The 25,459-nt window shown below is 60.1% G+C and carries 29 protein-coding genes and 1 other RNA gene; 15 read left to right on the top strand and 15 right to left on the bottom strand.

Translation table 11 applies throughout. The annotated features are described in order from the left end of the window. Positions 1 to 28 precede the first annotated feature (28 nt). The 11 genes from cpaB (at position 29) to IE095_RS04590 (ending at position 11,628) form a co-directional block, all read left to right on the top strand. Positions 29 to 889 carry a Flp pilus assembly protein CpaB gene (cpaB, locus tag IE095_RS04640; protein WP_189410449.1) on the top strand — a complete coding sequence of 287 codons (861 nt, stop codon included), beginning with the start codon at positions 29 to 31 and terminating at the stop codon, positions 887 to 889. Positions 890 to 1,133: 244 nt separating this feature from the next. Continuing rightward, positions 1,134 to 2,525 (top strand): type II and III secretion system protein family protein, encoded by a 1,392-nt coding sequence (locus IE095_RS04635; protein ID WP_189410448.1) that lies wholly within the window; start codon positions 1,134 to 1,136, stop codon positions 2,523 to 2,525. Between the two features lie 4 nt (positions 2,526 to 2,529). Further along, positions 2,530 to 3,180 (top strand): OmpA family protein, encoded by a 651-nt coding sequence (locus tag IE095_RS04630; protein WP_189410447.1) that lies wholly within the window; start codon positions 2,530 to 2,532, stop codon positions 3,178 to 3,180. Between the two features lie 240 nt (positions 3,181 to 3,420). Continuing rightward, positions 3,421 to 4,683 carry a CpaE/TadZ family protein gene (locus IE095_RS04625; protein WP_189410446.1) on the top strand — a complete coding sequence of 421 codons (1,263 nt, stop codon included), beginning with the start codon at positions 3,421 to 3,423 and terminating at the stop codon, positions 4,681 to 4,683. 24 nt (positions 4,684 to 4,707) lie between these two features. Continuing rightward, positions 4,708 to 6,171: a TadA family conjugal transfer-associated ATPase gene (locus IE095_RS04620; protein ID WP_189410445.1), complete on the top strand. Its 1,464-nt coding sequence runs from the start codon at positions 4,708 to 4,710 to the stop codon at positions 6,169 to 6,171. A 12-nt stretch (positions 6,172 to 6,183) separates the two neighbouring features. Continuing rightward, entirely contained in the window at positions 6,184 to 7,152 is a 969-nt protein-coding gene (locus tag IE095_RS04615) for a type II secretion system F family protein (RefSeq protein ID WP_189410444.1), read from the top strand. Positions 7,153 to 7,162: 10 nt separating this feature from the next. Further along, complete coding sequence (locus tag IE095_RS04610; protein WP_189410443.1) at positions 7,163 to 8,146, top strand: type II secretion system F family protein; 984 nt, start codon at positions 7,163 to 7,165, stop codon at positions 8,144 to 8,146. A gap of 12 nt (positions 8,147 to 8,158) precedes the next feature. Then, positions 8,159 to 8,707: a tetratricopeptide repeat protein gene (locus tag IE095_RS04605; RefSeq protein ID WP_189410442.1), complete on the top strand. Its 549-nt coding sequence runs from the start codon at positions 8,159 to 8,161 to the stop codon at positions 8,705 to 8,707. 29 nt (positions 8,708 to 8,736) lie between these two features. Then, the gene (locus tag IE095_RS04600; RefSeq protein WP_229804501.1) at positions 8,737 to 9,699 is read left to right on the top strand and encodes a tetratricopeptide repeat protein; all 963 of its coding nucleotides are present in this window, start codon (positions 8,737 to 8,739) and stop codon (positions 9,697 to 9,699) included. Then, a complete protein-coding gene (locus tag IE095_RS04595) occupies positions 9,699 to 10,199 on the top strand; it encodes a prepilin peptidase (RefSeq protein ID WP_189410441.1) in 501 nt (166 codons plus the stop codon). The genes IE095_RS04600 and IE095_RS04595 overlap by 1 nt, the downstream gene beginning before the upstream one ends. Before the next feature lie 103 nt (positions 10,200 to 10,302). Further along, positions 10,303 to 11,628, top strand: coding sequence for a DUF8689 domain-containing protein (locus tag IE095_RS04590; RefSeq protein ID WP_189410440.1), 1,326 nt, complete (start codon positions 10,303 to 10,305; stop codon positions 11,626 to 11,628). Here the strand turns inward: IE095_RS04590 and IE095_RS04585 are convergent, their stop codons facing one another. The 9 genes from IE095_RS04585 to IE095_RS04545 all read right to left on the bottom strand — a co-directional run bounded on the left by IE095_RS04585 (position 11,629) and on the right by IE095_RS04545 (position 18,573). Then, entirely contained in the window at positions 11,629 to 12,486 is an 858-nt protein-coding gene (locus tag IE095_RS04585; RefSeq protein ID WP_189410439.1) for a glycosyltransferase family 2 protein, read from the bottom strand. Next, positions 12,483 to 13,028 carry a dTDP-4-dehydrorhamnose 3,5-epimerase family protein gene (locus tag IE095_RS04580; RefSeq protein WP_189410438.1) on the bottom strand — a complete coding sequence of 182 codons (546 nt, stop codon included), beginning with the start codon at positions 13,026 to 13,028 and terminating at the stop codon, positions 12,483 to 12,485. Before IE095_RS04580 ends, IE095_RS04585 begins: the two co-directional genes overlap by 4 nt. Next, positions 13,028 to 13,573, bottom strand: a complete 546-nt coding sequence (locus tag IE095_RS04575; protein ID WP_189410437.1) for a dTDP-4-dehydrorhamnose 3,5-epimerase family protein — start codon at positions 13,571 to 13,573, stop codon at positions 13,028 to 13,030. The genes IE095_RS04580 and IE095_RS04575 overlap by 1 nt, the downstream gene beginning before the upstream one ends. A gap of 21 nt (positions 13,574 to 13,594) precedes the next feature. Further along, positions 13,595 to 14,182, bottom strand: coding sequence for a hypothetical protein (locus IE095_RS04570; RefSeq protein WP_189410436.1), 588 nt, complete (start codon positions 14,180 to 14,182; stop codon positions 13,595 to 13,597). 12 nt (positions 14,183 to 14,194) lie between these two features. Continuing rightward, positions 14,195 to 14,746, bottom strand: coding sequence for a 5-formyltetrahydrofolate cyclo-ligase (locus IE095_RS04565; RefSeq protein ID WP_189410435.1), 552 nt, complete (start codon positions 14,744 to 14,746; stop codon positions 14,195 to 14,197). Beyond that, the gene (gene mgtE / locus IE095_RS04560; RefSeq protein ID WP_189410434.1) at positions 14,743 to 16,107 is read right to left on the bottom strand and encodes a magnesium transporter; all 1,365 of its coding nucleotides are present in this window, start codon (positions 16,105 to 16,107) and stop codon (positions 14,743 to 14,745) included. Before mgtE ends, IE095_RS04565 begins: the two co-directional genes overlap by 4 nt. A gap of 47 nt (positions 16,108 to 16,154) precedes the next feature. Continuing rightward, positions 16,155 to 16,952 carry a histidinol-phosphatase gene (gene hisN / locus IE095_RS04555; RefSeq protein WP_189410433.1) on the bottom strand — a complete coding sequence of 266 codons (798 nt, stop codon included), beginning with the start codon at positions 16,950 to 16,952 and terminating at the stop codon, positions 16,155 to 16,157. Positions 16,953 to 17,027: 75 nt separating this feature from the next. Continuing rightward, positions 17,028 to 17,390 (bottom strand): helix-turn-helix domain-containing protein, encoded by a 363-nt coding sequence (locus tag IE095_RS04550; RefSeq protein WP_189410432.1) that lies wholly within the window; start codon positions 17,388 to 17,390, stop codon positions 17,028 to 17,030. Between the two features lie 295 nt (positions 17,391 to 17,685). Next, on the bottom strand, positions 17,686 to 18,573 hold the full coding sequence (locus IE095_RS04545) for a LysR family transcriptional regulator (RefSeq protein WP_189410431.1): 888 nt from the start codon (positions 18,571 to 18,573) through the stop codon (positions 17,686 to 17,688). Positions 18,574 to 18,699: 126 nt separating this feature from the next. Between IE095_RS04545 and IE095_RS04540 the strand changes: the two genes are divergently transcribed. Both IE095_RS04540 and IE095_RS04535 read left to right on the top strand, forming a co-directional pair. Next, positions 18,700 to 18,909 (top strand): DUF1127 domain-containing protein, encoded by a 210-nt coding sequence (locus tag IE095_RS04540; protein WP_189410430.1) that lies wholly within the window; start codon positions 18,700 to 18,702, stop codon positions 18,907 to 18,909. Positions 18,910 to 19,044: 135 nt separating this feature from the next. After that, positions 19,045 to 19,767: a Bax inhibitor-1/YccA family protein gene (locus IE095_RS04535; RefSeq protein ID WP_189410429.1), complete on the top strand. Its 723-nt coding sequence runs from the start codon at positions 19,045 to 19,047 to the stop codon at positions 19,765 to 19,767. 222 nt (positions 19,768 to 19,989) lie between these two features. Here the strand turns inward: IE095_RS04535 and rpmG are convergent, their stop codons facing one another. The 6 genes from rpmG to gatC form a co-directional block, all read right to left on the bottom strand. After that, a complete protein-coding gene (gene rpmG, locus IE095_RS04530) occupies positions 19,990 to 20,157 on the bottom strand; it encodes a 50S ribosomal protein L33 (protein ID WP_189410428.1) in 168 nt (55 codons plus the stop codon). A gap of 154 nt (positions 20,158 to 20,311) precedes the next feature. Beyond that, positions 20,312 to 20,709, bottom strand: an RNA gene (gene rnpB / locus IE095_RS04525) — RNase P RNA component class A. Between the two features lie 11 nt (positions 20,710 to 20,720). Next, entirely contained in the window at positions 20,721 to 21,413 is a 693-nt protein-coding gene (locus tag IE095_RS04520) for an N-acetylmuramoyl-L-alanine amidase (protein WP_505824301.1), read from the bottom strand. Next, positions 21,403 to 22,191 (bottom strand): hypothetical protein, encoded by a 789-nt coding sequence (locus IE095_RS04515; protein WP_229804499.1) that lies wholly within the window; start codon positions 22,189 to 22,191, stop codon positions 21,403 to 21,405. Before IE095_RS04515 ends, IE095_RS04520 begins: the two co-directional genes overlap by 11 nt. 47 nt (positions 22,192 to 22,238) lie before the next feature. Continuing rightward, a complete protein-coding gene (gatA, locus tag IE095_RS04510) occupies positions 22,239 to 23,723 on the bottom strand; it encodes an Asp-tRNA(Asn)/Glu-tRNA(Gln) amidotransferase subunit GatA (protein ID WP_189410425.1) in 1,485 nt (494 codons plus the stop codon). Continuing rightward, the gene (gene gatC / locus IE095_RS04505) at positions 23,720 to 24,007 is read right to left on the bottom strand and encodes an Asp-tRNA(Asn)/Glu-tRNA(Gln) amidotransferase subunit GatC (RefSeq protein ID WP_189410424.1); all 288 of its coding nucleotides are present in this window, start codon (positions 24,005 to 24,007) and stop codon (positions 23,720 to 23,722) included. Before gatC ends, gatA begins: the two co-directional genes overlap by 4 nt. Positions 24,008 to 24,127: 120 nt before the next feature. On the opposite strand from gatC, the gene IE095_RS04500 reads away from it, so the two are divergent. Both IE095_RS04500 and IE095_RS18260 read left to right on the top strand, forming a co-directional pair. Then, positions 24,128 to 24,826, top strand: coding sequence for a metal-dependent hydrolase (locus tag IE095_RS04500; protein WP_189410423.1), 699 nt, complete (start codon positions 24,128 to 24,130; stop codon positions 24,824 to 24,826). Positions 24,827 to 25,166: 340 nt separating this feature from the next. Then, positions 25,167 to 25,459, top strand: a 293-nt coding sequence (locus tag IE095_RS18260) for an AMP-binding protein (RefSeq protein ID WP_229804531.1), incomplete at its 3' end; no start/stop codon positions are given.

The raw sequence follows: 25,459 nt of genomic DNA, 5'->3' as shown, positions 1-25,459 counted from the left end.
TGGGACTGCACTTCAGAAGGGTGAAGGAATGAGATCTGTTTTTGGTCTGGTCTTGGTCTTGGGCGTCGCCCTTGCTGGCTTTGCTGTTTATATGGTGCAGGGCTATCTTAATCAGACTCAGGCCGAGGTGCAGAACCTCGCCTCGGAGCGGGCGAAGGTCGGTGAGTTGGTTGAGGTCTTGGCGATCACCAAGCCACTTAAATTTGGTGAAGAACTGAAGCCGGAAGACGTGCAGAAAATCTATCTGCAAAAAGCCTTTTTGCCGGACGGGGTGTTCATCGAAGTGGATGCCCTGTTTCCCAAAGACGCGAAGCCCCGATATATCCAACGCCAGCTTGAGAAGTTTGAGGCTTTGACGGCGGTCAAAGTGACTGAACCGGGCCAAGCTCCAGGCTTGCGGTTGAGCCCGGGCATGCGGGCTTTCACGATCGAGGTCGATGCCATTTCGGGCGTCTCGGGCTTTATCAAGCCGGATGATCGCGTCGATGTGTTCTGGTCGGGGACCGTCGGCAGCGAGGGCAAGTCCATTACCCAATCCATCCTGTTCCAACTGCGCGTCATCGCGGTGGACCAAAGCTCGAACACCGATGCCGTACAGGCCACCGTCGCGCGGACCGTCACCGTCGAGGTCACGTCGGATCAGGTCGCGGTTCTGGCGCAGGCACAGAACACGGGCTCTTTGCGTTTGTCGCTGGCCGGAACCGATGCCCAAGCACCTGACGCCCCAATCATCACCACCACCGAGACGATGCTGGGTATCGTCGAAGCCCCGGTCATCGAGGCGGCGCCTGTCGTCGCGGAAGAGGTCTGCACCACCCGCGAGCGTAAGGGCACCGAAGTGGTGGAAACGCCAATCGACTGCGCGACACGCCAGCCGCTTATTCCCTGATTTTTCGGGTTCGATTCTGACAAACAACAGGAAAACGCGGCCACCTTATCTGGGGCCGCGTTTTTCAATGCCCTCCATAGATTGTGATTTGAAGTTGCGGCGGCGTCCCCCTGTTGCAGGTTATCCACACGAACGACGCGCTCCAACCAATTGATTCTTGCAATAAATAATCATGTAGGCCATGGTGCCTTCAAGAATGGGCGACATAGACCCAGGAAGAGGCGTGATCGGAAAGGCAGGTCACATGAGCATGCGGAAATACTGGACGGCCGGGTTGCTGGGGCTTGCCCTCTCGACCACGGCAATGACGGAAGTAGCAGCACAAACGCTGCGCATTATGGAAGGCGCCCCGACAAGCGCCCTCAACGTCCCGATGAACCGGGCCGTTGTTTTGGAAAGTGATTCACCATTTGGCGAAGTTTCGATCGCCAACCCGGGGATCGCCGACATCTCGACGCTGAGCGATAAGACGATCTATGTTCTGGGCAAAGCCCCTGGGCGGACGACGCTGACGCTGCTGGGTCCGGATGGCAAGCTGATCTCCAACGTCGAGGTGCAGGTTGCGCCCGACGTGGCCGAGTTCAAAGAGCGTCTGCGGCAGATTCTGCCGGGTGAGGCGATCGAGGTTCGGACCGCCAATGACGGGATCGTTCTGTCGGGGACCGTGTCTTCGACGGCGAAACTGGATCGGGCGCTGGATCTGGCCGAGCGTTATGCGCCGGAACGGGTTTCGAACCTGATGTCGGTCGGTGGCACCCAGCAAGTGATGCTGAAAGTGCGCTTTGCCGAAATGCAGCGTTCGGTGGCCAAAGGCCTGTCGTCCTCGCTTTCGGGTGTTGGACCGCGGGGCTCGGGTGGTTCGGGCACGTTTATTCAGCCCGATGGCCGCGATGTGGCCGAAGATGGGCTGCTGCTGCGCGAAGGCACGCTGGGACACATGAACCTGGCGGGTACTGCGGGAGCCTTGGCTTTCGAAGTTCTGCTGGAAGCGTTCGAGAACAAGGGCATGGTGCGGACACTGGCCGAACCGAACCTGACGGCACTTTCCGGACAAGAAGCCAAGTTCCTGGCGGGTGGCGAATATCCGATCCCGGTGGCAGGGTCCGACGGCACGATCACCATCGAATACAAGCCTTTTGGTGTGGAGTTGAACTTTACACCTGTGGTGGTCGATGGGGACATCATCAACCTGACCATCAACGCGGCCGTGTCCTCGATCGACACGACGACGACGGTCAGCACCAACGGCTTGGACGTCAACGCCTTTAAACGGCGCGAGACATCGACCACGGTGGAAATGCGGGATGGTGAAAGCTTTGCGATTGCTGGTTTGCTGCAAGACGACTTCCGCGATCTGACGGGTCAGGTTCCATGGCTAGGCGATGTTCCGGTTCTGGGCGCCCTGTTCCGCAGCACGGACTATAAACGCGAGCAATCGGAACTGGTCATCATCGTGACGCCGCATCTGGTGACACCGACCCGTGGCGAAGCGCTGGCGCTGCCGACCGATCGGGTTCGTATCCCGACCGAGAAAGAACTGTTCCTGCTGGGTTCGACGCCAGCGGTGACAACCAAGGAAGCCGGCGAAGTGGCCCGCCAAGACTTTTCGGGCTCCTACGGCTATGTGATGGAGTGAGATGATGCAAAAGCACCTGAATTATCTCCTGATCGGCGCCTCGGTCCTTGGGCTGTCGGCTTGCCAAACCTCTTTCACGCAAGAAGCGGGTATGCAGGTTGACAAGGGTCAGTTCGGCAACTCGACGATGAACAACGTCCTGCTGCAATCGGGCGAGATCACCTATATGCAGGCCTTGGGCGGTCGTTTTGCTGCCGAGGTGCCTTCGACGATCACGTTCGAGTTCAACAGTGCGGTTCTAAGTCCGGCAGCAATGGCGGCGCTGAACCAGCAAGCGAACTGGATCCGGCAATTCCCGGAACTGCGGTTCAGCGTCTATGGACATACCGATCTGGTTGGGTCGAATGCCTACAACTATGCGCTGGGCAAGAAGCGGGCCGAGGTTGTGGTCAGCTATCTGGAAACCAAAGGGATCAGCCGTTCTCGCCTGAAAGCTTTGGTGTCCTATGGCGAAACCCGGCCGGTGATTGCAACGCCAAACCCAGAAACCCAGAATCGCCGCACGGTGACCGAGGTTTCGGGCTTTGTCGAAAATCACCCAATGGTGTTGAACGGCAAGTATGCGCAAGTGATCATGCGGGAATATCTGGTTCTGGCCGAACGTCTTCATCCGGAAAACACGGATGTTCAGACCCAAGTCGATCCAAGCCAGTGATCTTGCTGACAGGTTTCGAAAGGGGCGCGCCACAAGCGCGCCCCTTTTGTTTCTGAATTCGAAAAAATCTAACTCTGTCACGCTTTTAGCCCCAATCCTGCCAACATTGGCGGCAAGCTTCAGAGCATTGGGGGTGGTGATGCCGACTCGGCTCACCTTGGCGTTACTTGTGACAATCCACTTGCCCTAAAAGGGCAGCGGGTTCAGTGTTGTTGCGCCGAATATAAAGGACGGAAGGGTATGACGACCATGGCCAATCTACAGCCGGATCCGACGCCGATCCTCGCCTGCACGATCTCTCGCGATGTGCAGAACTTCGATCTTTTGATCGAGGATATGGAGATCGAGCTGGGCGAAAGCTGGGGCGATTTGTCTTTTGATGACGCGCTGGCCTTTTTTGATCAGCCGGACGCTGCGCATCTGGAGTTTGTGGTCATCGCTGTGGACAGCGAGGACGAAACAGATCTGGGCCGTGTTGGCGAGATCATCAAGACCGCCAAGGCCAACGGGATCAAGGTGATGCTGATCGCCAATGAAGTGACCCCTTCGGCGCTGCATCAATTGCTGCGCTTGGGAGCGGATGACTTTGTGCCCTACCCCCTGCCCGACGGGGCCCTGCATGATTCGATTGAACGCATCCGCCGCGGGGTTCCAGCCCCTGGGATGTCTTATGGCGATGATTCCGACGCCCCCCGCGCCCCAGGCTTTAAGGGCAAGGGCGACCGCAACGGGGTCATTCTACCGGTACACGGCCTTGCCGGCGGTGTCGGGGCCTCGACCTTTGCCGTAAACTTGGCATGGGAACTGGCGACGGTGGATCGCAATGCACCGAAGGTCTGCCTCATCGACCTCGACTTTCAGTATGGCGCGATTTCCACCTATCTCGACCTTACCCGCAAGGAGACGGTCTATGAGGTTCTGACCGATCTTGGTCGCGCCGATCTGGACACGTTCATGCTGGCGATGCAGCCCTATAATGAAAAGTTGCAAGTCTTTACCGCTCCGACCGATATGTTGCCGCTGGACATTGTGACTGGCGAAGACATTGGTCGCCTTTTGGACATGGCGACCGCGAATTTTGATTTCGTGGTCATCGACATGCCTTCGACGGTGGTGTCTTGGACGGAAACGGTTCTGACGCGGGCGCATGTCTATTTCGCGCTGATGGAGTTGGACCTGCGTTCGGCGCAGAATATTCTGCGGTTGGTGCGTGCCCTGAAATCCGAAGGATTGCCGCATGAAAAGCTGCGCTACATCCTGAACAGGGCGCCGAAATTCACCGATCTGACAGCGAAAAGCCGTGTCAAGCGCATGGCGGAAAGCCTTGATATCGACCTTGAGGTTCAATTGCCGGATGGAACGGCCATTGTGACGCAGGCCAATGATCACGGTCAGACCTTGGCGGATCACGCCAACAAGAACCCGCTGCGCAAGGAAATTCAGAAACTCGCCAAGTCGCTGTTCGATCTGAACAAGGCGACAGAAACAGGTCGCCGGACCTGATTTCGGCTTTTTGGGGGATAAGCGATGTTTTCAAAGTTCAAGAAACCAGATGGAACGAAGCCCGCAGGCGGCGTGGGCGTCGCGTTGCCCGGCCAACCGCGCCCGACAGCACCGGCCGCAACGGCCCCTGCACAGCGCGCCCCTGCGCCAGCCCCGTCCAAGCCCGTGGCACCGCAGCGGGTCAGCGCAGAGTCGCAGAACGCGGATAAGGACAAAAAGCGGCGGGATCGTCTGCAAGAGTTGAAGGTCGAGTTGCACAAGCGTCTGCTTGAGAACCTGAACCTCAGCGCATTGGAACATGCCAGCGAAAGCGACCTGAAGCTTGAGATTTCATCCATCGCTTCCGAAGCGCTGGATGAAATGTCGGTCGCCCTGAACAAAGAAGACCGCGTCACCCTGAACCAAGAACTGTATGACGAGGTTATGGGTCTGGGGCCGCTGGAGCCCTTGCTGAAAGATGAAACGATCAACGATATTCTGGTAAACGGTCCGCAGCGCATTTTTGTGGAACGGGCTGGTAAGCTGGAGTTGACCAACGTTACGTTCAAGGACGAACGTCACCTTTTGCGGATTATCGACAAGATCGTGTCGGCGGTGGGTCGTCGGGTCGATGAATCAAACCCCTATTGCGACGCCCGTTTGCAGGATGGTTCGCGTTTCAACTGCATGGTGCCGCCAATCGCGGTGGACGGGTCGCTGGTGTCGATCCGGAAATTCAAAAAGGACAAGCTGGGCATTGGCGATCTGGTCAAGTTCGGGGCCTTTACCGAGGAAATGGCGGCCTATATTCAAGCGGCTGTGTCCTGCCGGTTGAACATCATCGTGTCGGGCGGGACAGGTTCGGGGAAAACGACGACGCTGAACGCCTTGTCGTCGTTCATTGACAACCACGAACGCGTCTTGACGATCGAAGATACCGCCGAACTTCAGCTGCAACAGGTGCATGTGGGCCGGATGGAAAGCCGTCCGCCGAACGTCGAAGGCAAGGGGGCGGTGACGCAGCGGGATTGCTTGCGCAACGCACTGCGGATGCGGCCTGATCGGATCATCGTGGGGGAAACCCGGGGTGAAGAGGTGATCGACATGTTGCAGGCCATGAACACGGGCCACGACGGGTCGATGACGACGATCCACGCCAACAACCCGCGGGACGGCATCAGCCGTCTGGAAAACATGGTGGCGATGGCCGGGATCGAAATGCCGCTGAAGGCGGTGCGGTCGCAGATCGCATCGGCTGTGAACCTGATCGTGCAGGCCAGCCGTCTGCAAGACGGTTCGCGGCGGATGGTGTCGATCACGGAAATCACCGGGATGGAAGGCGAAGTGATCTCGATGCAGGAAATCTTCCGCTACGAACGGCTGGGCCTTGCCCCCGATGGCAAGATCATCGGCCGCTTCAACGCGACGGGGGTGCGTTCGCACTATTCCGACCGTTTCCGCCAATGGGGCTTTGATCTGCCGGCCTCGATCTATGAACCGATTGCCTAAGGCCATAACTCGATGCAACTCAGCGCCGCACCCATTATCTATATCCTGATCTTCGTCGCCGTCATCGTGCTGGTCGAAGGTGTCTATCTGACCGTCTTTGGCAAGTCGATCAGCCTGAACAACCGTGTCAGCCGTCGCCTGCAACTGCTGGAAAAGAACGGCAACCGTGAACAGGTTCTGGAACAACTCCGCAAAGAGATGAGCCAGCACCTGAATTCGCGCGGGATTCCGCTGTATTCGATTCTGGCCGATAAGGCACAAAAGGCCAACATCGCCTTTACGCCAAAGGCGCTGATGGGGATCATGGGTCTTGTTACGGTCTTTGCCTTTCTGGCCTTGACGGCCCTGACAAGCGCCGATGTCGCGATCCGGGCGCTGGTTGCCGTTGGCATGGGGGTGGGCGGTGTCTATTTCTGGGTTGCCCGCAAAGCCAAAAAGCGCATGACGCTGATTGATGAACAATTGCCCGACGCTGTGGAACTGATGGTCCGCAGCTTGCGCGTGGGCCACCCGTTCTCGACCGCCGTGCAGATCGTGTCGAAAGAGGTGCCAGATCCCTTGGGAACGGAATTTGGTATCATCGCGGACGAGGCGGCCTATGGTCGCGAAATTTCGGAAAGCCTCAAGGCCTTTGCCGAACGCATGGACAGCCAGGATTTGCGGTTCCTTGCCGTGGCCGTGAACATCCAGCAAACTTCGGGGGGGAACCTGGCCGAGATTCTGGAAGGGCTTTCCAAGGTGATCCGGGCGCGGTTCCGTCTGTTCCGCCGGGTGGCCGCCATCACCGCCGAGGCGAAGTGGTCAGGGATGTTCCTTTCAGGTTTCCCAATCCTGGCACTGGTTATGATCATCATGATCAAACCGGACTATTATGACGAAGTGCGCGAAACGTCGACTTTCATTCCGGCGGCGCTGGTGGTGGGGGCCTTGCTGGTCATCAACATCATCTACATGAAAATCATGACCAATATTAAGGTCTGAGGGGCCCATCATGTTCGAATCGCTGAACACCGCTATCGTTGATTCCATGGGCCCGATGGGGCCGCTGATCTTGGTTGGCGGCCTTGGCCTGCTGCTGATCCTGATCACCTTGCCGATTTTGCTGAAGAAGCGCGCCGAACCTTTTGACAAGCTGAAGGCTCTGGCCGCGCAGAATGCGGGCAAGGACAAAGGCCGTAGCCTGCGCGCGGGCAGCCGCATCGACAAGCTAGAGAAATTCGCCAGCTTCCTTGAGCCGAAATCGGCGGCCGAGATGAGCAGTGCGCGGATGCAGATGTTGCGCGCAGGTTATCCTGGCAAGGGTGCTGTGCGGTTGTTCCACCTGTCGAAACTGGTGCTGGGCATCGGCTTTCTGATCATCGGGATGATCTACACGCTTTACAAAGCATCGATCAGCGATGTGCCGCTGACGACGCAAAGCATGATTTTCACGGCCATTCTGCCAGCCGGAATTGGCTACTATCTGCCAATTTACTGGGTGACCCGCCGCGTGGAGACCCGCAAGCAGGAGATCATTGCAGGCTTTCCGGATGCGCTGGACCTGATGCTGGTCTGTGTCGAGGCCGGCCAATCGCTGGATCAATCCATCAACCGGGTGGCGCGCGAAATGCGACTGGGCTATCCAGCCTTGGCCGAGGAATTTGACCTAGTGGCAAACGAGGTCAAGGCCGGGAAAGAGCGCACGACGGTTCTGCGCGACATGGCGGAACGCGTGGGCGTGCCGGATGTGGCGTCTTTCGTGACAACGCTGATTCAGTCCGCCACGTTCGGGACATCGGTGGCCGAAGCTCTTCGTGTCTATTCGGCCGAAATGCGCGACAAACGCATCATGCGCGCCGAAGAAAAGGCCAACAAACTGCCTACGAAGCTGACTTTGGGAACCATGCTGTTCACCGTGCCGCCGCTGCTGATCATCCTGATCGGACCGTCGATTGTGGGCATTGGTGCCACACTGGCAGAGGTCAACGCACTCTGATAGATCAACGCTATGCGTTGTTTCCAAATCATCAGCCTTTGCCTGATCTTGGCCGCCTGCAATGCGACGGGCGGCCCGGGTCTTGTTGGCGCTGTCAATCCGCGCGGACATTCCGAAGACGGCCTATTGGTCGGCCACCGCCTGATGGAAGCGGGTGAGTACGAGCTTGCGCTGAAATCCTATTATCGGGCCGCCAGCGAAAAAGGCATGACGGTGGATGTCATGGCTTCGATCGGTTCGGCGAACATGCGTCTTGGCCGCTTGGGGCAAGCCGAGCAGTTGCTAAGACGGGCCATTGAATTGGATGCCTCATACGTCCCCGCCCTGAACAACTTGGGGGTGGTGCTGATGGAGCAGGGCGAAGTGGCCGAGGCGAAGGAGCTTTTTGAGCAAGCTTACGCGCAGGATAGTGGCGAAACGGACTCTATCCGAGAAAATTTGAATAGGGCTATCGCCGGACCGAAAGCTTCTGACTATGATGCCTCAGAGGATGCGCCGGTGTTGTATGATTTGATCAACGGGACAGAGGGTCAGCAAGAAGAAACCCTTAACTCGTTGTAAGCACCGGCCGAGCAGCAGAGGACGCGAAAATGCGCCACCCGGTGATGACTATCCTGTGCCTTTCGGGCACGGCTTTTTTGGCCGCATGCGGGGCCGAAAAAAAGGACGAAGATGTCGAGCGTGCGTTGAAAAGCGTGAACGTCATCGATGAAAGCAACCTTTCTGACATCATGCTGACGGTGGGTGACCCGAATGAATCGGTTACCTATTTCCGCAAGACGCTGGCCGAGAATCCGGGCCGGATCGACTTGAAGCGGGGCCTTGCAAAATCGTTGGTGCGGGCCGGAAAGCCCGTCGAAGGCGTGACCGCCTGGAAAGACGTGGTTGGCACCTCGGGTTCAAACAGCGAAGATCGCGTTGCTTTGGCCGATGCGCAGATTCGCACCAATGCTTGGGACGACGCGGAAAAGACACTGAATCAAATTCCGCCGACCCACGAAACCTATGAGCGTTATCGGCTTGAGGCGATGGTCGCGGATAGCAAGAAAGATTGGAAAAAGGCCGATAGCTTTTATGAAATTGCATCGGGTCTGACCACCAAACCGGCAGGCGTTCTGAACAATTGGGGTTACTCCAAGCTGACACGCGGCGATTTCCCCGGCGCAGAACGGTTGTTTGTCGAGGCATTGACGCATGATTCGACCCTTTTCACGGCCAAGAACAACCTGGTCTTGGTGCGCGGGGCACAGCGCAAATACGAACTGCCCGTCGTTTCTATGACCCAAAAGGAACGGGCCGAACTGCTTTACACGCTGGCCTTGGCCGCCGTGAAGCAAGGCGACCTGTCGGTCGGTCGGCAATTGATGGAAGAAGCGGTGGATACCCATCCGCAACATTTCGAAGCGGCCGCCCGTAGTCTGGAAGCCCTGAAGGCCGGTGACAGCGCCCAAGTCGCGGAAGTGGCGTCGGTCCCCGCACCAGCGGCGACGTTGGGCCCGGCACCTGCTGTGGCAGGCCCCGCACCGATCACAACGGCAAATCCGGGTCTCTGATGCTGGTTGGAACGCAGGCACTGATCGCTTTGGCCTTGGCCACGCCGATCGCAATCTGGGCGGCGTGGTCGGACATGGCCACGATGAAAATACCGAACAAGGCCGTTCTGGCCTTGGCGGCGGTTTTTCTTGCGTCGGGGCCGTTCCTGTTGCCTTGGAACGCCTATCTATGGGGCTTGGGCATTCTGGGCATTACGCTGATCATCGGTTTTGTTTTGTCCAGTATCGGCATGGTGGGCGCTGGCGACGCCAAGTTGGCCACGGCGATGGCACCTTTTTTCGTGGGTGGCGATGTGGCGGTCATCATGTTTCTGGTGGCGGCCTGCATGATCGGCGCCCTGATTCTGCACCGCATCGCCAAGGGCATCGGCCCGATCCGCCGCGCGACCGAGAATTGGGCATCGTGGAGTGCTGGTCGATATTTCCCTTTTGGCCTGGCGCTTTCGGCGATGCTCGTGATCTATCTGGCACTTATGGGAACAATTGGCGCGGCAGTTTGAGACAATCGCGCCATTTGCTTGCCACTTTCCACAGTTAAAGCGACAGATATTGCGCGGTGCCCCATTGGGCACTGATTCTGCTAGGATTGCCGGGGACAAAGCGATGAACATGGAAACCACTCCGCCCGCCAGCTCTGGTGTCGAGGCTCCAGCCTCGCCCCGCACTTTGGCCGATGTCGGTCTGGGCACGGTGATGATGCGGGACATCCTGCTTAAATCCATGTTCCGTATGAACCTGTCCTTTGTCACCGACATCAGCAAAGTGGTCTGCCTGCCGGTGCCCTTGGTGCAGGAACTGGTTGATATGGCCCGCCAGCAACGCTTGGTTGAGGCGACGGGGACCCTGCACGCCACCTCGGGCAATGAAATGGGCTATCAGCTGACCGAGGCCGGCAAGAACCGGGCGATGGATGCGCTGTCGCAGTCAGAATATTATGGCGCCATGCCTGTGCCGCTGGAGGCCTATAAGGTCCAGATCACCAAACAGTCGATCCGCAACATCAAATTGTCGCGCGAACAATTGTTGTCGGGCATGGGGCATCTGATCCTTCCCGATGATCTGATCGGCAATCTTGGTCCGGCCGTGACCGCAGGACGTTCGATCCTGATGTATGGTCCGCCCGGCAACGGGAAATCCTCGATCTCGAACGGTATCATCGCTTCGGTTGGCGGTAAGATTTATGTTCCCCGCGCCATCGAATATGGTGGCATCGTCATCAGCGTCTATGATCCGATCGTGCACTCCAAGGCCGAAGCGGCGACGGACGATCCGAATTCGCTGCGCCGCACGTCGAACCGGTTTGACAACCGCTATGTCTATTGCGACCGGCCTTCGGTGATCACGGGCGGTGAATTGTCGCTGGACATGCTGGATTTGACCTACAACCCGGTGGCCAGGACCTATCAGGCCCCGTTGCAGATGAAATCCAACGGCGGCATCTTCATCATCGACGACTTGGGCCGTCAGCAGGAACCGCCGCAAAAGATCGTCAACCGCTGGATCGTGCCTTTGGAAGAAAGCCGCGATATTCTGGCCTTGCAATCGGGCGAGAAATTCACCGTGCCATTCGACACGCTGGTGATCTTTTCCACCAACTTCCACCCGAACGAAATCTTTGACGGCGCGGCCCTGCGGCGGATCTTCTTCAAGATCAAGATCGATGGGCCGAACCAGGAAAACTTCCTGAAGATTTTTGCCATGGTCGCGCGCAAGCGCAAGATGCCGCTGGACGAGCAGACCTTGCTGTATCTGATGAAGAACAAATATCCGACGATCAACAACAACTATGCGAACTATCAGCCGGTCTATCTGATCGACCAGATGATCGCGGTCTGCGAATTTGAAGGCATCCCCTATCAAATGACGCCGGAACTGATTGATCGCGCTTGGTCGAACATGTTCGTGAAACAGGAAACCATCGTTCACTGATCAGCGGAAGGCGGGGTCCAGCCCCGCCGTCCAGGCCAGATGGTCGCGCAGGCGGTTCGCCGCCTCGCGAATTTGGCCGACAGCAGACGGCCCCTGCAACAGGGACCAGACCTTTTCCTGCGGCAAGCCCGTGCCTTCGAGGTCAAGGTTCAGCCCCTTGGGCCACCAGCCATCGGAGTCGCGCACGGCCCGCAGCCAACGCGCGGGGGTCGGCCCCCAGCCGTTTTCACGCCGCCAATTGGCGCGGAAATGCAGGCAGGTGGGTTGGTCGACCATCGCAAGACCGGGCCGCCCGCAATCGGCTAAGATACGCTTCCACAGATCCCAATCGCCAGAGCCTTCGGCGCGCTCGGGCCATAGGCCCACCCGGTCAAAGGCGCTGCGGCGGTGCATCACGGCGGTTGCGGGCACGAAATTCCGCACCTCCATGAATTCGCGGAAAACGGGGGGGATGTTCAGATTGGCGAAAAAGGGCAGGACGGTGCCATCGTCATCGATGAACAACGGGCGAGAGACGGCGAACTGCACCTTGGGTCGGGCAAAGGCCGCGCCCATCTTTTCCAGATGGTCGGGGAAATACAGGTTGTCATGGCCCAGAAAGGCGACCAATTCGCCTTTGGCCTGCCGCAGTGCGATGTTGCGGTTGGCATAGCCAAAGCCCGGCCCTTTGGGCAGGTCAAACCAGCGGATGCGGGCATCGCCAAAGCCCTGCACCACGGCGCCGGTGTTGTCGGTGCAGCCGTCGCCCACGACCAGCAATTCCCAATCGTCCCGCGTCTGGGCCAGCACCGAGCGGATCGCCAGATGCAGCACCTCGGGGCGGTTGTGGGTCGGCAGAAGGATCGAAAACTTGGTCAATAGCCCCGCGCCCCCGGAAATTTGTGGGGGATCAGGGGCGTGTCCAAGGGCAGCCGCCATTTGTCGGGATCGGCATAGTCATAGGGTTCGGTCGGCATCGACAACAGCAGCGCCTCCGTATCCCCAACATTGTGATCGGCATGCCAGACAAAGGGCGGGATGGTCAGGAATTGGCGGTTCGCCTCGGACACCGTCACCTTGAACAGATGACCCAAGGTGGGGCTGTCGGGGCGGACGTCATACATCAGGAACTGAATGGTGCCCGTCAGCAGGAAATAGCGGTCACCGTGCCGCTTGTGCAGGCCCCAGCCCTTGACCACGCCGGGGCGCATGGTCGTCACATAGGCCTGCCGAACGGGGTTGCCGCCCTGCCCCGGCCAAACCTCGTTGAACACTTCAAACAAACTGCCGCGGTCGTCGGTGATCGGGGGTGAGGCGCGCAAAGTGCCGCCCTGCGGCAGGCCCGCCAGCAGCGTGCCCTTGTCATCGGTGGTGCGTTGATCCTTGCTGGCCGCGGCCAATGTGCGTTCCAGCAGGTCCATCAATAGCCCCGCGCGCCGGGGAATTGATGGGGGATCAGGTCGGTGTCGATGGGCAAGCGCCATTTGTCAGGGTCGGCATAATTGTAGATCTTGGTTGGCATGTTGATCAAAAGGCATTCGTCCTGACCCACGTTATAATCAGCATGCCAGACAAAAGTCGGGATGGTGATCAGCCGCCGCGCCTGATCGGAGAGCGTCAGCTTGAACAGATGGCCGCGCGTCGGGCTGTCGGGGCGCACATCGTAAAGCACCACCTGCATGGTGCCCTTGACGATGAAATAGCGATCCTCATGCGTTTTATGCAGGCTCCACCCTTTCACCACATTCGGGCGCAGGGTGGTGATATAGACCTGCTCCATCGGCTGATCGTCAAAGGCCCATTGCTTGTTCCAGATTTCAAACAGGCTGCCCCGATCATCGGTGATGGTCTGGGCACGGCGTTCGCGAAGCCCATGCGGATGGCGTTCAAGATAGGTGCCGTCCGTGGTGGTCGTCGGCTGGTCTTTGGAAGCGGCGGCAAGGGTCTGGTGCAAAAGGTCGGTCATTTCAATCCTGCGGCGGCGGGTTCAGTTGGCCTTGTAAAGAATCTGGCTTACCCGGTTTTCTGTAGTCTTGCCATTCTGCTGAACGTCCGAGCCCAGAACAATCAGCGAAGGCAGGTGGAGCCACTTCCGCACGACAACCGGCCCCGGCCCAGAATCGGTTTCATGCGTCACCTGCATTTCCACGACAGGATAGGTGCAATCCCGGATCGCGATCTCGGTCGGACCCACCACCTGAACCGTGACCGTCATGGTTCCGGCGGCTTTGCCGTTTTCCGCAATCTGGGCCGTCGCGCGAAAGCTGTTGCCCGCCGTCAGATCTGCCAAGCCAGGCAGCGGCCCTTCCCAAGTCATGATCCGCTCTTGATCGCCCCAGCGGAACCGCAACGGAAAATTCGCCGCATGAACCGTTGTATCCGCCAGAAGATCGCTGCCGGGGATTGCCTCGCGATAGGTCAGGACTTCGGCCTTTCGGTCCATGATCGCGATGGCGGCATGGCTTTCGAACAGAACCATCTCGATGGGGTCACGGCCCAAGCGGCTGCAATCGGTCTGGGCCAAGGTGATTGAGGGTAAAAACGCCAGACCCAGCAGCAAAGCCCGAAACAGCATGACGCCCCCTTTTCAGCGGAAATGGATGATGCCCTTTTCCGTCACCAGATAATCCAGCCGCTGATCAAAACCGTCAATCGGGACTTCGTCCATTTCCTGCGCGGCAAAGGCAAAACCCACGGCGATTCTTGGCCCCTTGGCCCGCAGCAGTTCCAATGTCCGGTCATAGAAACCGCCGCCATAGCCCAGCCGATAGCCGCGGGCGTCAAAGCCCAGCAGCGGCACGATCAGGATGTCGGGTTCGATCCATGCGCCCTCGGCCGGAACCTTGGCCCCAAACGGCCCGTCCTCCAGCGCGCAACCGGGCGACCATTCGCGGAAACGCAGCGGCGTCGCCTGCGCCGTGATCACGGGCACGCCCACCGGCCCGTCATGCGCGGCCATGGCGGGCAGCGGGTCAATCTCGGTCCGCATCGGCATATAGCCGGACAGAGCCTTGCCCGGATGGCGTTCCAGAAAATCGGCCAGAATTTCCGCCGCCTGCCCCTGCCCCGCCGCGAAAGCCTGCGCCCGCCGCGCCATGGCGTCTTTGCGGGCGGCTTTTTTGATCTCGTCCAAGGTCATATCAGGAACACCGTTGCCAGCCCCAGAAAGGCAAAGAAGCCCATAACATCGGTCAATGTCGTGACAAATGTCCCCGAAGCCAGCGCCGGGTCCAGCCCCAGCCTGTCGAGCGTCAGGGGCACCAGAACCCCGCCCAAGGCCGCCACGATCTGGTTCACGATCATCGCGCCCGCCAGCACGGCCCCAAGCAGGGGCGAGCCAAAGATCAAAGCCCCCGCCAGCCCCAGAATGATCGCAAGGCCCAGCCCGTTCAGAAACCCGGCCCCCAATTCGCGCAAAACCACCCGCCGCGTGTTCGCCCGCGTCAGATCGCGCGTGGCCAAGGCCCGCACCGACACGGCCAAGGCCTGCGTGCCCGCAATCCCGCCCGTGGAGGCGACAATCGGCATCAGCGCCGCCAGAACCACCAATTGGGTGATCGTCGCCTCAAACCGGCTGATGACAAAGGCAGACAGCGAGGCCGTCGCCAAATTGGCCACCAGCCAAGGCAGGCGCACCTTGGCGGTTTCAAAGGGACCGTCCGACAGGTTGGAATCGTCGCCGACCCCCGCCAGTCGCAGCATGTCTTCTTCGTGTTCCTCGTCCAGCACCGCCATCGCATCATCGATGGTGATCACCCCCACCAGCCGGTCGTTTTCATCGACAACGGGGCAGGAAATCAGGTGATACTGGTTGAAGATATAGGCAACGTCCGCCTCTTCATCCGTCGCCGCCACCGTGCGGAAGCTATCCTCGACGATGTCGCGCAGGGCCATGTCGCGGCGGGCTGACAGGATGCGGCCCAAAGTGACATAGCCCTTGGGTTTCATCCGGGCGTCAACAAGGATCACATGATAGAACTGATCGGGCAGATCCTCGGCTCCGCGCAGAAAGTCGATGGCCTGTCCCACGGTCCAGTCTTGGGGTGCCATGACCACTTCGCGCTGCATCAGGCGGCCGGCGGAATGTTCGGGCCAGGTCAGCGCCTGTTCCACCGCCGCCCGGTCACTGACATCTAGCGCGTCAAGAATCGCCTCTTGCTGTGGTTCCTCTAGGTCTTCCAGCAGGTCAACCACATCGTCGGTTTCCAGATCACGCACCGCCTCGGCCAGAACCTCGGGCGGAAGGGCGGCGATCACCTCTTCGCGGATGCTTTCGTCCAGTTCCGAAAGGATGTCGCCATCCATCTGGGGCGACCAGAGGGCCAGCAGGTCACGGCGCCCGCTGGGGCCAATCTGTTCCAGAAGGTCGGCAATATCGGCGGCGTGCAGCGGTTCCAGCAGTACCGAAAGCGTGACGCCATCGCCCGCCTCCAGCGCTGCTTGCACCGCCTCCATCCGGCGGTCGTCCAGCGGGTGGTCTTCGTCCAAAGCTTGATCCATGCCGCCCCCTGCTTTCGCCGGACCCTAGCCCGTTTGGCCGTGGAAGCCTAGCTGTTCAGAACGGCCAAGGCTGCCGCATGAACCTGTGCATTCGCCGCCGCCAGAATGCGCCCGCCCTGCGGATTGCGCTTTCCCGTCCAGTCGGTGACGATGCCACCCGCCGCCTCGATCACCGCCATCGGGGCCTGCACGTCATAGGGTTGCAATCCCGCCTCGACCACCAGATCAATCTGGCCCGCCGCGATCAGCGCATAGGCATAGCAATCGGTGCCATAGCGGGTCAGGCGGCACTGCGGCACCAGTTTGCGAAAGGCCGCACCTTCCTCGGCCGTGCCCACCTCGGGGAAGGTGGACATCAGCAGGCATTCCGAAAGGGGGCGTGCGGAGCGGGTTTTCAAGGGCCGGTTCCAATGCGGGCCGGTCATTTCGGCAAGGCCAAAGCCCCCCTCGAACCGTTCGCCGACATAGGGCTGGTCGATCAGACCATAGATCGGGCCCGTTTCATCCGCGACCGAGATCAGCACCCCCCAAGTCGGCGTCCCCGCCAGATAGGACCGTGTGCCATCAATTGGGTCGAGAACCCAGGTCAGCCCGTTTTCGCTGGGCTTTGCGCCGTATTCTTCGCCCAAAATGCCATCCTGAGGGCGGCGGCGGGCCAGAATCTCGCGCATGCGTTCTTCTGACAGGCGGTCGGCGACGGTCACCGGATCAAAACGGTCAGTTTCCTTGTTTTCCGCATCCAAAGCCGTGCGGAAATGTTGCAGCGTCGCCTTGCGCGCCGCTTCGGCCAGCTCATGGGCCACGCTGCGCAGATCTTGCTGCAACGCCGGGGTCAAATTTGTCATGGAAACATCCCCTTGCTGATCCCCCGGCGCTAGCCTTTTGCTGCGCCGGGGTCAAGCCACGGGGAGGGGTCGCGCTTAGGCGACGTCGCTCAGAACGCGGGCCAGATCGAACAGGCGACGGCGCTGCTCTTCCGGGATGGCATAGTAGGTCCGAACCAGATCGAGAGCCTCTTTATCGGCCAGGATATCCCCTTCGACGGGGGCGGTCGAAGCCTTGGCTTCGTCCAGACCTTCAAAGAAGAAGGCAATGGCCACGCCCAGCGAGGCCGCAATGTCCCAAAGGCGAGATGCGCTGACCCGGTTCATGCCGGTTTCGTATTTCTGGATTTGCTGGAACTTGATACCGACCTTTTCGGCCAGTTGCTGCTGCGTCATGCCGACCATCCAGCGCCGATGCCGGATCCGTTTGCCCACATGCGCGTCAACGGGATGCTTCATTATTATACTCCACTTTATATGCCTGCTGCGCCCACCCGCAGACCAGGTACTGATTGCTACACATCCGTGTCCCCAAGCAATCCAGACGGGAAATAACCACCCAGAACGCATCCTTCGGATTGAAGAACCATACAGGAAACCGGCTTGGCGGCGCAACAATCTTCCATTTCCGGACGAAATGAAACAGTTAATTCTATCTCTGCTGTCGCGTGAGTGACACAAAATCCATGCATTGAACAGGCGACTGAAACAATCTTTACATCACCTGACGCAACGCAGGGCGAATCACCCGCCTTCAGACCGCTACTCTAAGCGGCGCAGATTCGATCCGCCGCGCCTTATAGCCATCGCGGATCAGACCGGCCAGAACCGCGACGGCGGGGCTGTTCCGCCGCCCGGCCGCGTAAAGGTTGATCTTCATTCCCCCCAACGACGGCAGGTGTCCGCCATGTTCGATCCTTTCAACATATGGGGGTTCCGAACCGGCCAAAACGGTATGCACCGCAAGATCAGCGCTGACGGTCGCCTCGACGGTGCGGGTGCTGTCGCTTTCCACCGCCAGATCCCAGGGAATGCCCGCCGCATCCAGCGCCGCCTGCACCCCCTGCCGAAAAATGCAGCGTTGTTCATAGGCCAGTTTCAAGGGCCGCTGCCGCCAAGCCTGCCCCCCCGGAGCACCAATCCACACCAAGGGCAATTCGACCAAAGTCTCACCCCCCTCACCCAAATGGCCTTCGGTCGTCAGGATGATGTCGCACTGGCCCTTCTGGAATTCTTCCAGCAGGCCGCGGGTGAACGAGGAATGTAGTGTGACTTTCATCTTTGGAAAGTCACGGGCAAATTGCCGCAGCACATTCGGGATCACCGGATAAACGATGTCATGCGGTACGCCCAGAATGACCTCGCCCTCAAATTCCGAATTGGTCAGACGGCCAAACGCCTCATCATTCAGCGCCAGCAAACGCCGCGCGTAGGACAAAAGCTGTTCGCCGGCCGCGGTCAGGGCAACGCCCCGCCCCTGCCTGTCCAACAGCTCGCATTGCAGCACATCTTCCAGCCGCTTGATCTGCATCGAGACCGCCGATTGCGACAGGTTCATCACCCCCGCCGCCCGTGTCACCCCGCCGGCATCGGCCACCGCCACCAGCGACCGCAAAGCTGTCAGATCGAATTCGCGCCGCATATCACATTCCCTGATGGATCACTTCACAATCATTCGTTTTACAAAAGTAACCTGTCACGGCATTTTCATCAACAAGAAAGATCATCGAACCCAATTCCATCCGATCATGTGATGAAAGGCCCTGCCATGTTCACCTCTGCCCTTCGCCGCCAAACCCCTGTCCGCAAAGGCTTTTCCCTGCGCCGCCTGCTGATCTGGGCCAGCCTGCGCCGTCAGCGCCAGCATCTGTTGGAACTCGACGCCCATCTGCTGGCTGATATCGGCGTCACCGCACAAGCGGCACAGGCCGAGGCGGATCGCCCGTTCTGGGACGCACCGGAAAGCTGGAAACGCTAAGCCCGCGGTTTTTCCGACGGTAAGACTTGAAATCTGGGGCGACTTTCCCAACATTGGTGACAAGGTCGGGCGCGTGCGGAATTCTTCGCGCGCGAACCGGTCACAGATATTCAGGGAACCTGACGGAGGCATTGTATGGCTGAGTATGAAACAATCCGTTCGGTCGGCGCAGGCGTTCGTTCTGCCCAGATCGACGAAGGGCTGAAGGCCCATATGAACAAGGTCTACGGGCTGATGTCCGTGGCGATGGTCGTGACGGGTGCGGTGGCTTGGGCCGTCGGCACCAACGAAACCATGCTGGCCGCGATCTTTGGCAGCCCGCTGCGCTGGGTGGTGATGTTCGCGCCCTTGGTGATGGTCTTTGCCTTTAGCGCGATGATCAACCGCCTGTCGGCTGCGGCGGCACAGCTGTTCTTCTACGCCTTTGCGGCGGTGATGGGCCTGTCGATCAGCTTTATCTTTGCGGTCTACACCGGGTCGTCGATTGCCCAGACCTTCTTTGTGACGGCGGCGGCCTTTGCCGGTCTGTCGCTTTACGGCTACACCACCAAGCGCGACCTGTCGGCGATGGGTTCGTTCCTGATGATGGGTCTGATCGGGCTGATCCTAGCCTCGGTCGTCAACATCTTCATGGCGTCCGACGCGCTGCAATTCGCGATCTCGGTCATCGGCGTGCTGATCTTTGCCGGTCTGACAGCCTATGACACGCAGAACATCAAGACCACCTATCTGCAACATGCGCAGATGGGCGACCAGGAATGGCTGGCGAAATCGGCGATCATGGGGGCGTTGAACCTTTATCTCGACTTCATCAACCTGTTCATGTTCCTGCTGCAATTCTTGGGCAACCGCGAGTAAGGCAGAGTTCGAGTAGGCAGAGGGCCGGTCATCTGACCGGCCCTTTTCTTTTGGGCGGTATCACGGGAAGAACCCTACCTGCCACTCGTCCCGCCCGGCAACCAGCCGGGCCATGCCCCCCCGGGCGGGCACGGCCCTTATCGCTTCATCATCGACCCTAAATCGTCCAAAAGAAAAGCCGCCCCAAAGGGCGGCTTGTTCCATCGTAAAGGGGCGCAGATCTTACTTGATCTTGCCTTCCTTGTATTCCACATGCTCCCGCTTGACGGGGTCATATTTGCGGACCGACATCTTTTCGGTCATCGTCCGGGCGTTCTTTTTGGTCACATAAAAGTGGCCGGTGCCCGCCGTCGAGTTCAGACGGATTTTGATCGTCGTCGGCTTCGCCATGTCTCGTCTCCTGCGCCGCAAGGGACGCTACCAAAATTTCAAGCCCGCTTTTTACGGATCATACTGACAGAGTCAACCGCGAAACGCAGCTTTTTGGCTTGTTTTTGATGGGGTGCATCCGGGGCCAAACCGATAGCCAACGGGCACAGCCAAAACGCGCGGAAGGCCTATAAGCCGGATTCTGTCCAAGGGTTGCCCCTCTGGATGACCATTCCTCTGCCGCCGCTGTTACCAGCGGGGTCAAGCTGCCAACCCGGGCCTCTCGGGCTGAAGCATCCCTGCGGCGGTATCCCCGGCCTTGCGGCCGCGGACCAGACCCGCGCGAGGCCCCTATTTGGCATTGCTCCGGGTGGGGCTTGCCATGCCGTCCCGGTTGCCCGGTCCGCGGTGGGCTCTTACCCCACCGTTTCACCATCGCCCTGCATGCAGGGCAGTCTCTTCTCTGTGGCGCTTTCCCTGGGGTTGCCCCCGCCGGGCGTTACCCGGCACCCTTGCCTCATGGAGTCCGGACTTTCCTCGGGGGTTGCCCCCCGCGATCATCCAGCCTTCCGCGCAGGGCGGGCTTAGGCCCAGCGACGGCCTGCGTCAACGGGAAAGCGTGCCGCCAGATCGGCAATCAGCGCGCGGTCTGTGGCTTCTAGCGGGCCCGTGGCCCAAGGCCGAAAGCGCAGGCGAAAGGCGGCCAGCAAGGTCGCCTCTTCCAGATCAGGGTAGCCAAAGGCCCGCGCCGCCGCGCGAAAATCGGCAGCCGGTTCGGGCGCGGGGTCTGGCCAGACGCTCTGCCCCGCCAATGCCAGGCCACGCCAATCAAACCGAGCGCCGGGGTCGGCCTTGCGCAAAGGGGCCATGTCGGAATGGCCGATGATGCGTTCGGCGGGAATGGCCCAGCGATGCCGAATATCCGCCAGCAATGCCACCAAGGCCTGCATCTGTGCAAAGCCAAAGGGCGAGCGGCCATCGTTCTGCAACTCGATGCCGATGGAACGGGAGTTCACATCTGTCGTCGACCCCCAAGCACCGCCCCCGGCGTGCCAGGCGCGCAGTTCTTCGGGGACAAGTGGCAGAACATCGCCTTCGGGTGCGATCAGGTAATGGCAGGACACTTCCGCCTGCGGATCACACAGCCGCGCCAGCGATTCTGCGGTGCTGGCCATGGCCGTGAAATGCAGAACAATCAGATCGGGCAGAACCCCACCGCGGCGCGGGCCGCAATTGGGCGAAGGGAAATCCCCCGCCCAAAGCGCCTTAGTTCGCACGGAAGGGCCGCGGATCCCAGGAACAGGCATAGCCATCACCATCGGGATCCAGACCCTTGCGGTCACGGTCGGGGCCACCCGCCGCCAGAAACGCCTCTTGCGCGAGATCCGGCGAGGCGAAACGCGAACAGGCACGTTCGGGGTTCGACAGGCCGATGGACGACCGTTTGTACATCGGCGTGCCCGGCGCATGGCTGGTCGACATGGCAAAGCCCACGATGTTGCTGGACCCATCGGTGCCGTCGCGCGTGGGCAGGGCCCCCGGCTGGATCACCTGATATTGGTCGCGGTTGCGAGCGATGCGTTCGGCGTCGGATTCGATGGTCTCGCGCGCGGAAACCGCCCCAAAATCATTCTCATCCGAGATGCCCGCATTGTTCGGATCCACCTCGGACGACACCGAGGCGACCCCGGCAATCGTATCGGCGCGCGGACGGTTCGGGTCCAGCTGGCCGGTTGGTGCCGCGCCGATCACCGCGCCAACGCCACCGCCGGTCTGATCGCCATATTGCGGCTGGGCGGGTTGCACCGCGCCATAGCCGCCCACCTGGCTGCCCACAGGCTGGCCAGTGGCTGCGTCGATCGCGCTGCCAATCCGTTCGGTCGAAAATCCCGTTGGCTGTCCCGATGGTCCATAGGCGCCATTCAGCGCCGCTTCGCGCTGGTTCTGGTATTGCCCGTAATTCTGAAAACCGACCCCAGCCCCCGCCTCGGAGTTCCAAGAGGACTGACAGCCCGCAAGCCCAGTCAGGGCCAGAATGAAAACACAGTTCCGCATCGGTGTTCCCCCGATTTTTCGCCCAAAAGACCGCTCAATTCGCGCCATTACCACCATTTGCCCGGTTTGGCCACAAAGCCCGCGGCTTTTTCCAGCACATAGGCGTGATTGAGCAACGCTGCCTCTTCCCACGGTCGCCCGATCAGTTGCAGGCCCAAGGGCAGGCCCTGACTGTCCAAACCGACCGGCACGCTGATGCCGGGCAGACCCGCCAGGTTCACTGTGACCGTAAAGACGTCGTTCAGATACATCTGCACCGGATCGGCGCTGGCCATTTCACCCAAGCCAAAGGCGGCGCTGGGGGTCGTTGGCGTCAGGATCGCATCGACGCCGCCCGCAAAGACCTGATCGAAATCGCGCTTGATCAAGGCCCGCACCTTCCGCGCCCGATTGTAATAGGCGTCATAGAAACCCGCCGACAGAACATAAGTGCCGATCATGATCCGGCGTTTGACCTCGGCCCCGAAACCCTCGGCGCGGGTCTTTTCATACATTTCGGTGATGCCATCGCCTTGGCTCAGCTTGGCGCGGTGGCCATAGCGGACGCCGTCATAGCGGGCGAGGTTCGACGACGCCTCGGCGGGCGCAATCACGTAATAGGCAGGCAGAGCATATTGCGTATGCGGCAAAGAAATATCGACAATTTCCGCCCCGGCATCGCGCAACATATCCGCGCCCTTGGCCCAAAGCGCGGCAATTTCGGCAGGCATCCCATCGGCGCGGTATTCGCGGGGAATGCCGATCTTTTTGCCGCGAATGTCGCCGGTCAAGGCCGCTTCAAAATCCGGCACCGGAATGTCGGCGCTGGTGGAATCTTTGGCGTCATGCCCCGCCATCGCTTGTAGGAAGATCGCCGTATCGCGGACCGTCTTGGCCATCGGCCCCGCCTGATCCAGCGACGACGCATAGGCCACGATGCCCCAACGGCTGACGCGGCCATAGGTCGGCTTTAGCCCGACGATGCCGGTAAAGGCCGCAGGCTGACGGATGGAACCGCCCGTATCGGTGCCGGTCGCGCCAAGGCAAAGGTCGGCGGCGACGGCGCTGGCTGAACCGCCCGACGATCCGCCGGGGGTCAGTTCGCGGTCATCGGACCGCCAAGGGTTCACTGCAGGACCATAGCAGGACGATTCGTTGGAAGAGCCCATGGCGAATTCGTCCATGTTCAACTTGCCCAGCATCACCGCGCCGGCGCCGAACAATTTGCTGGTCACGGTCGATTCATATTCCGGCAGGAAACCGGCCAGAATGTTCGAGGCCGCCTGTCCGGGCACGCCCTTGGTGCAGAACAGATCTTTGATGCCCAAGGGAATGCCGCACAGATCAGGCGCGTCGCCCTTTGCCAACCGCGCATCGGCGGCGGTGGCTTGTTCGCGGGCAATGTCAGGCGTCTTGTGGACGAAAGCGCCCAAGGCATCGGCCCCGTCAATCGCAGTCAGGCAGGCCCCCGTCAGTTCGCTGGCGGTGAATTCACCCTTGCGCAGGCCATCCCGCGCCTCGGCAATCGTCAGGCTGTTCAGCGACTTGCTCATTCCACCACCTTCGGCACTGCAAAGAAACCTTCCCGTGCGTCGGGCGCGTTCTTCAGAATCCGCTCTGGCATGTTGCCATCCGTGACCACATCCTCGCGCCGTTTCAGGCGCATCGGGGTCACGCCCGTCATGGGTTCCACGCCATCGACATTGACCGCGTTCAGCTGTTCCATGAAGGTGACAATGCCGTTCAGCTCGTCCGCCAAGGCTGGCAGATCGCTTTCATCCACCCGGATGCGGGCGAGTTTCGCCACCCGGCGCGCGGTATCAACGTCAATCGACATGGGCTTCTCCGAAGATCATGCGCCCGTTTAGCCCTGCCGCGCCCGGCCTGCAAGCGGCGCAAGGTTGTCATCCGGGCGTCGCAAGCTAAACTTAGGGGTTCAGAAAACAGGAGTGCGCATATGGAAATCACTTGGCTGGGCCATTCGGGCTTTCGCATCACCATCGAAGGGGCGGTTCTGCTGGTTGATCCCTGGCTGACCGGCAACCCATCTTTCCCCGAGGCGCGGCGGCCCGAAGCCTTGGCCGGGGCGACCCATATTCTGATCAGCCATGGCCACGGCGACCATGCCAGCAACGCCTTGGCGATTGCCCGCGAAACCGGCCTGCCCATCGTCTGCGGCCATGAGCTGGCGGAGTATTGGGCGGCCAGCGAAGGGGTGCAGACCTTGGGCTTTGGCAAGGGCGGCACGGTCGATCTGAACGGGGCCAAGGTCACCATGGTCCATGCCGTGCATTCATCGAGCCTTGATTATCTGGGGGGTGCTTTGCAGGTGGCGGGGTCGGAATGCGGTTACATGATCGCGGGCGAAGGCCATGTCATCTATTTCTCGGGCGATACCGATGTGATGGCCGATATGGATTGGCTGGCCGATTACCACAAACCCGACATTGGCCTTTTGTCGGCGGGCGGGCATTACACGATGGATATGGACCGCGCCGCCTATGCCTGCCGCCGCTTCTTCCAATTCCGCACGGTCATTCCCTGCCATTACAAGACCTTCCCCATCTTGGCGCAAGACGCGAGCGCGCTGCGGGCCGGGCTGCCGCCGGGGGTGGATCTGATCGAGCCAGAGGTTCTGGAAGCGATCCGATTCTGATCCTGTGGCATGACCTGCGGCCAAAAGGCTTTCCGTGACCCCCGCTTCGCCGCGGGATTTAAAGTGGCCTCCGCTTCGCTTCGGCCGGGGGGGCAGCCGCCCCCCGTCCTTCGGACTCCCCAGAGGTATTTTCGGACTCCCCCGAGGTATTTAGGACAAGATGAAGGAGCTTTCATCTTGCCCTAAATACCTGGGGGTATGAGCGCAGCGAATAGGGGGCAAAGCCCCCTCGAACGCCTAGGCTTGCGGCAAAGCCGCGCCGTTGCTTCACGGCCAGTCAGGAATTCTGCCCTTGCCCGGTGGGGCGCGAAGGGCCAGTTTAGGGAAAACGGGGGGCAGGATGCAGAAATTTGCGGTGATCGGGGACAAGCGGGCAACCGAGGCTGAGATGCCTTGGGCGGAACGGGGCCAGCCCAAAGCGATTTATCCCTTTCTGGCAAGGGCGCGGGATCGGTTCGCCGCGCGGTCGGCAGTGTCGTTCCAGCTGACCTCGGGTCCCGCTGACAAGGCCACGACCCTGACCTGGGGACAGTTGCACGATCAGGTGGTAAGGGCGGCCAATCTGTTTCGCTCCCTGGGGATCGGGCCGGGGGATGCCGTGGCCTATGTCCTGCCGAACAGTCTGGAAACGGT

The organism is Neogemmobacter tilapiae (assembly GCF_014652215.1).
GTDB classification, from domain to species: Bacteria; Pseudomonadota; Alphaproteobacteria; order Rhodobacterales; family Rhodobacteraceae; genus Neogemmobacter; species Neogemmobacter tilapiae.
Note: the sequence above shows the minus strand (reverse complement) of the source record. Positions and strands in the feature narration are given on the sequence as shown.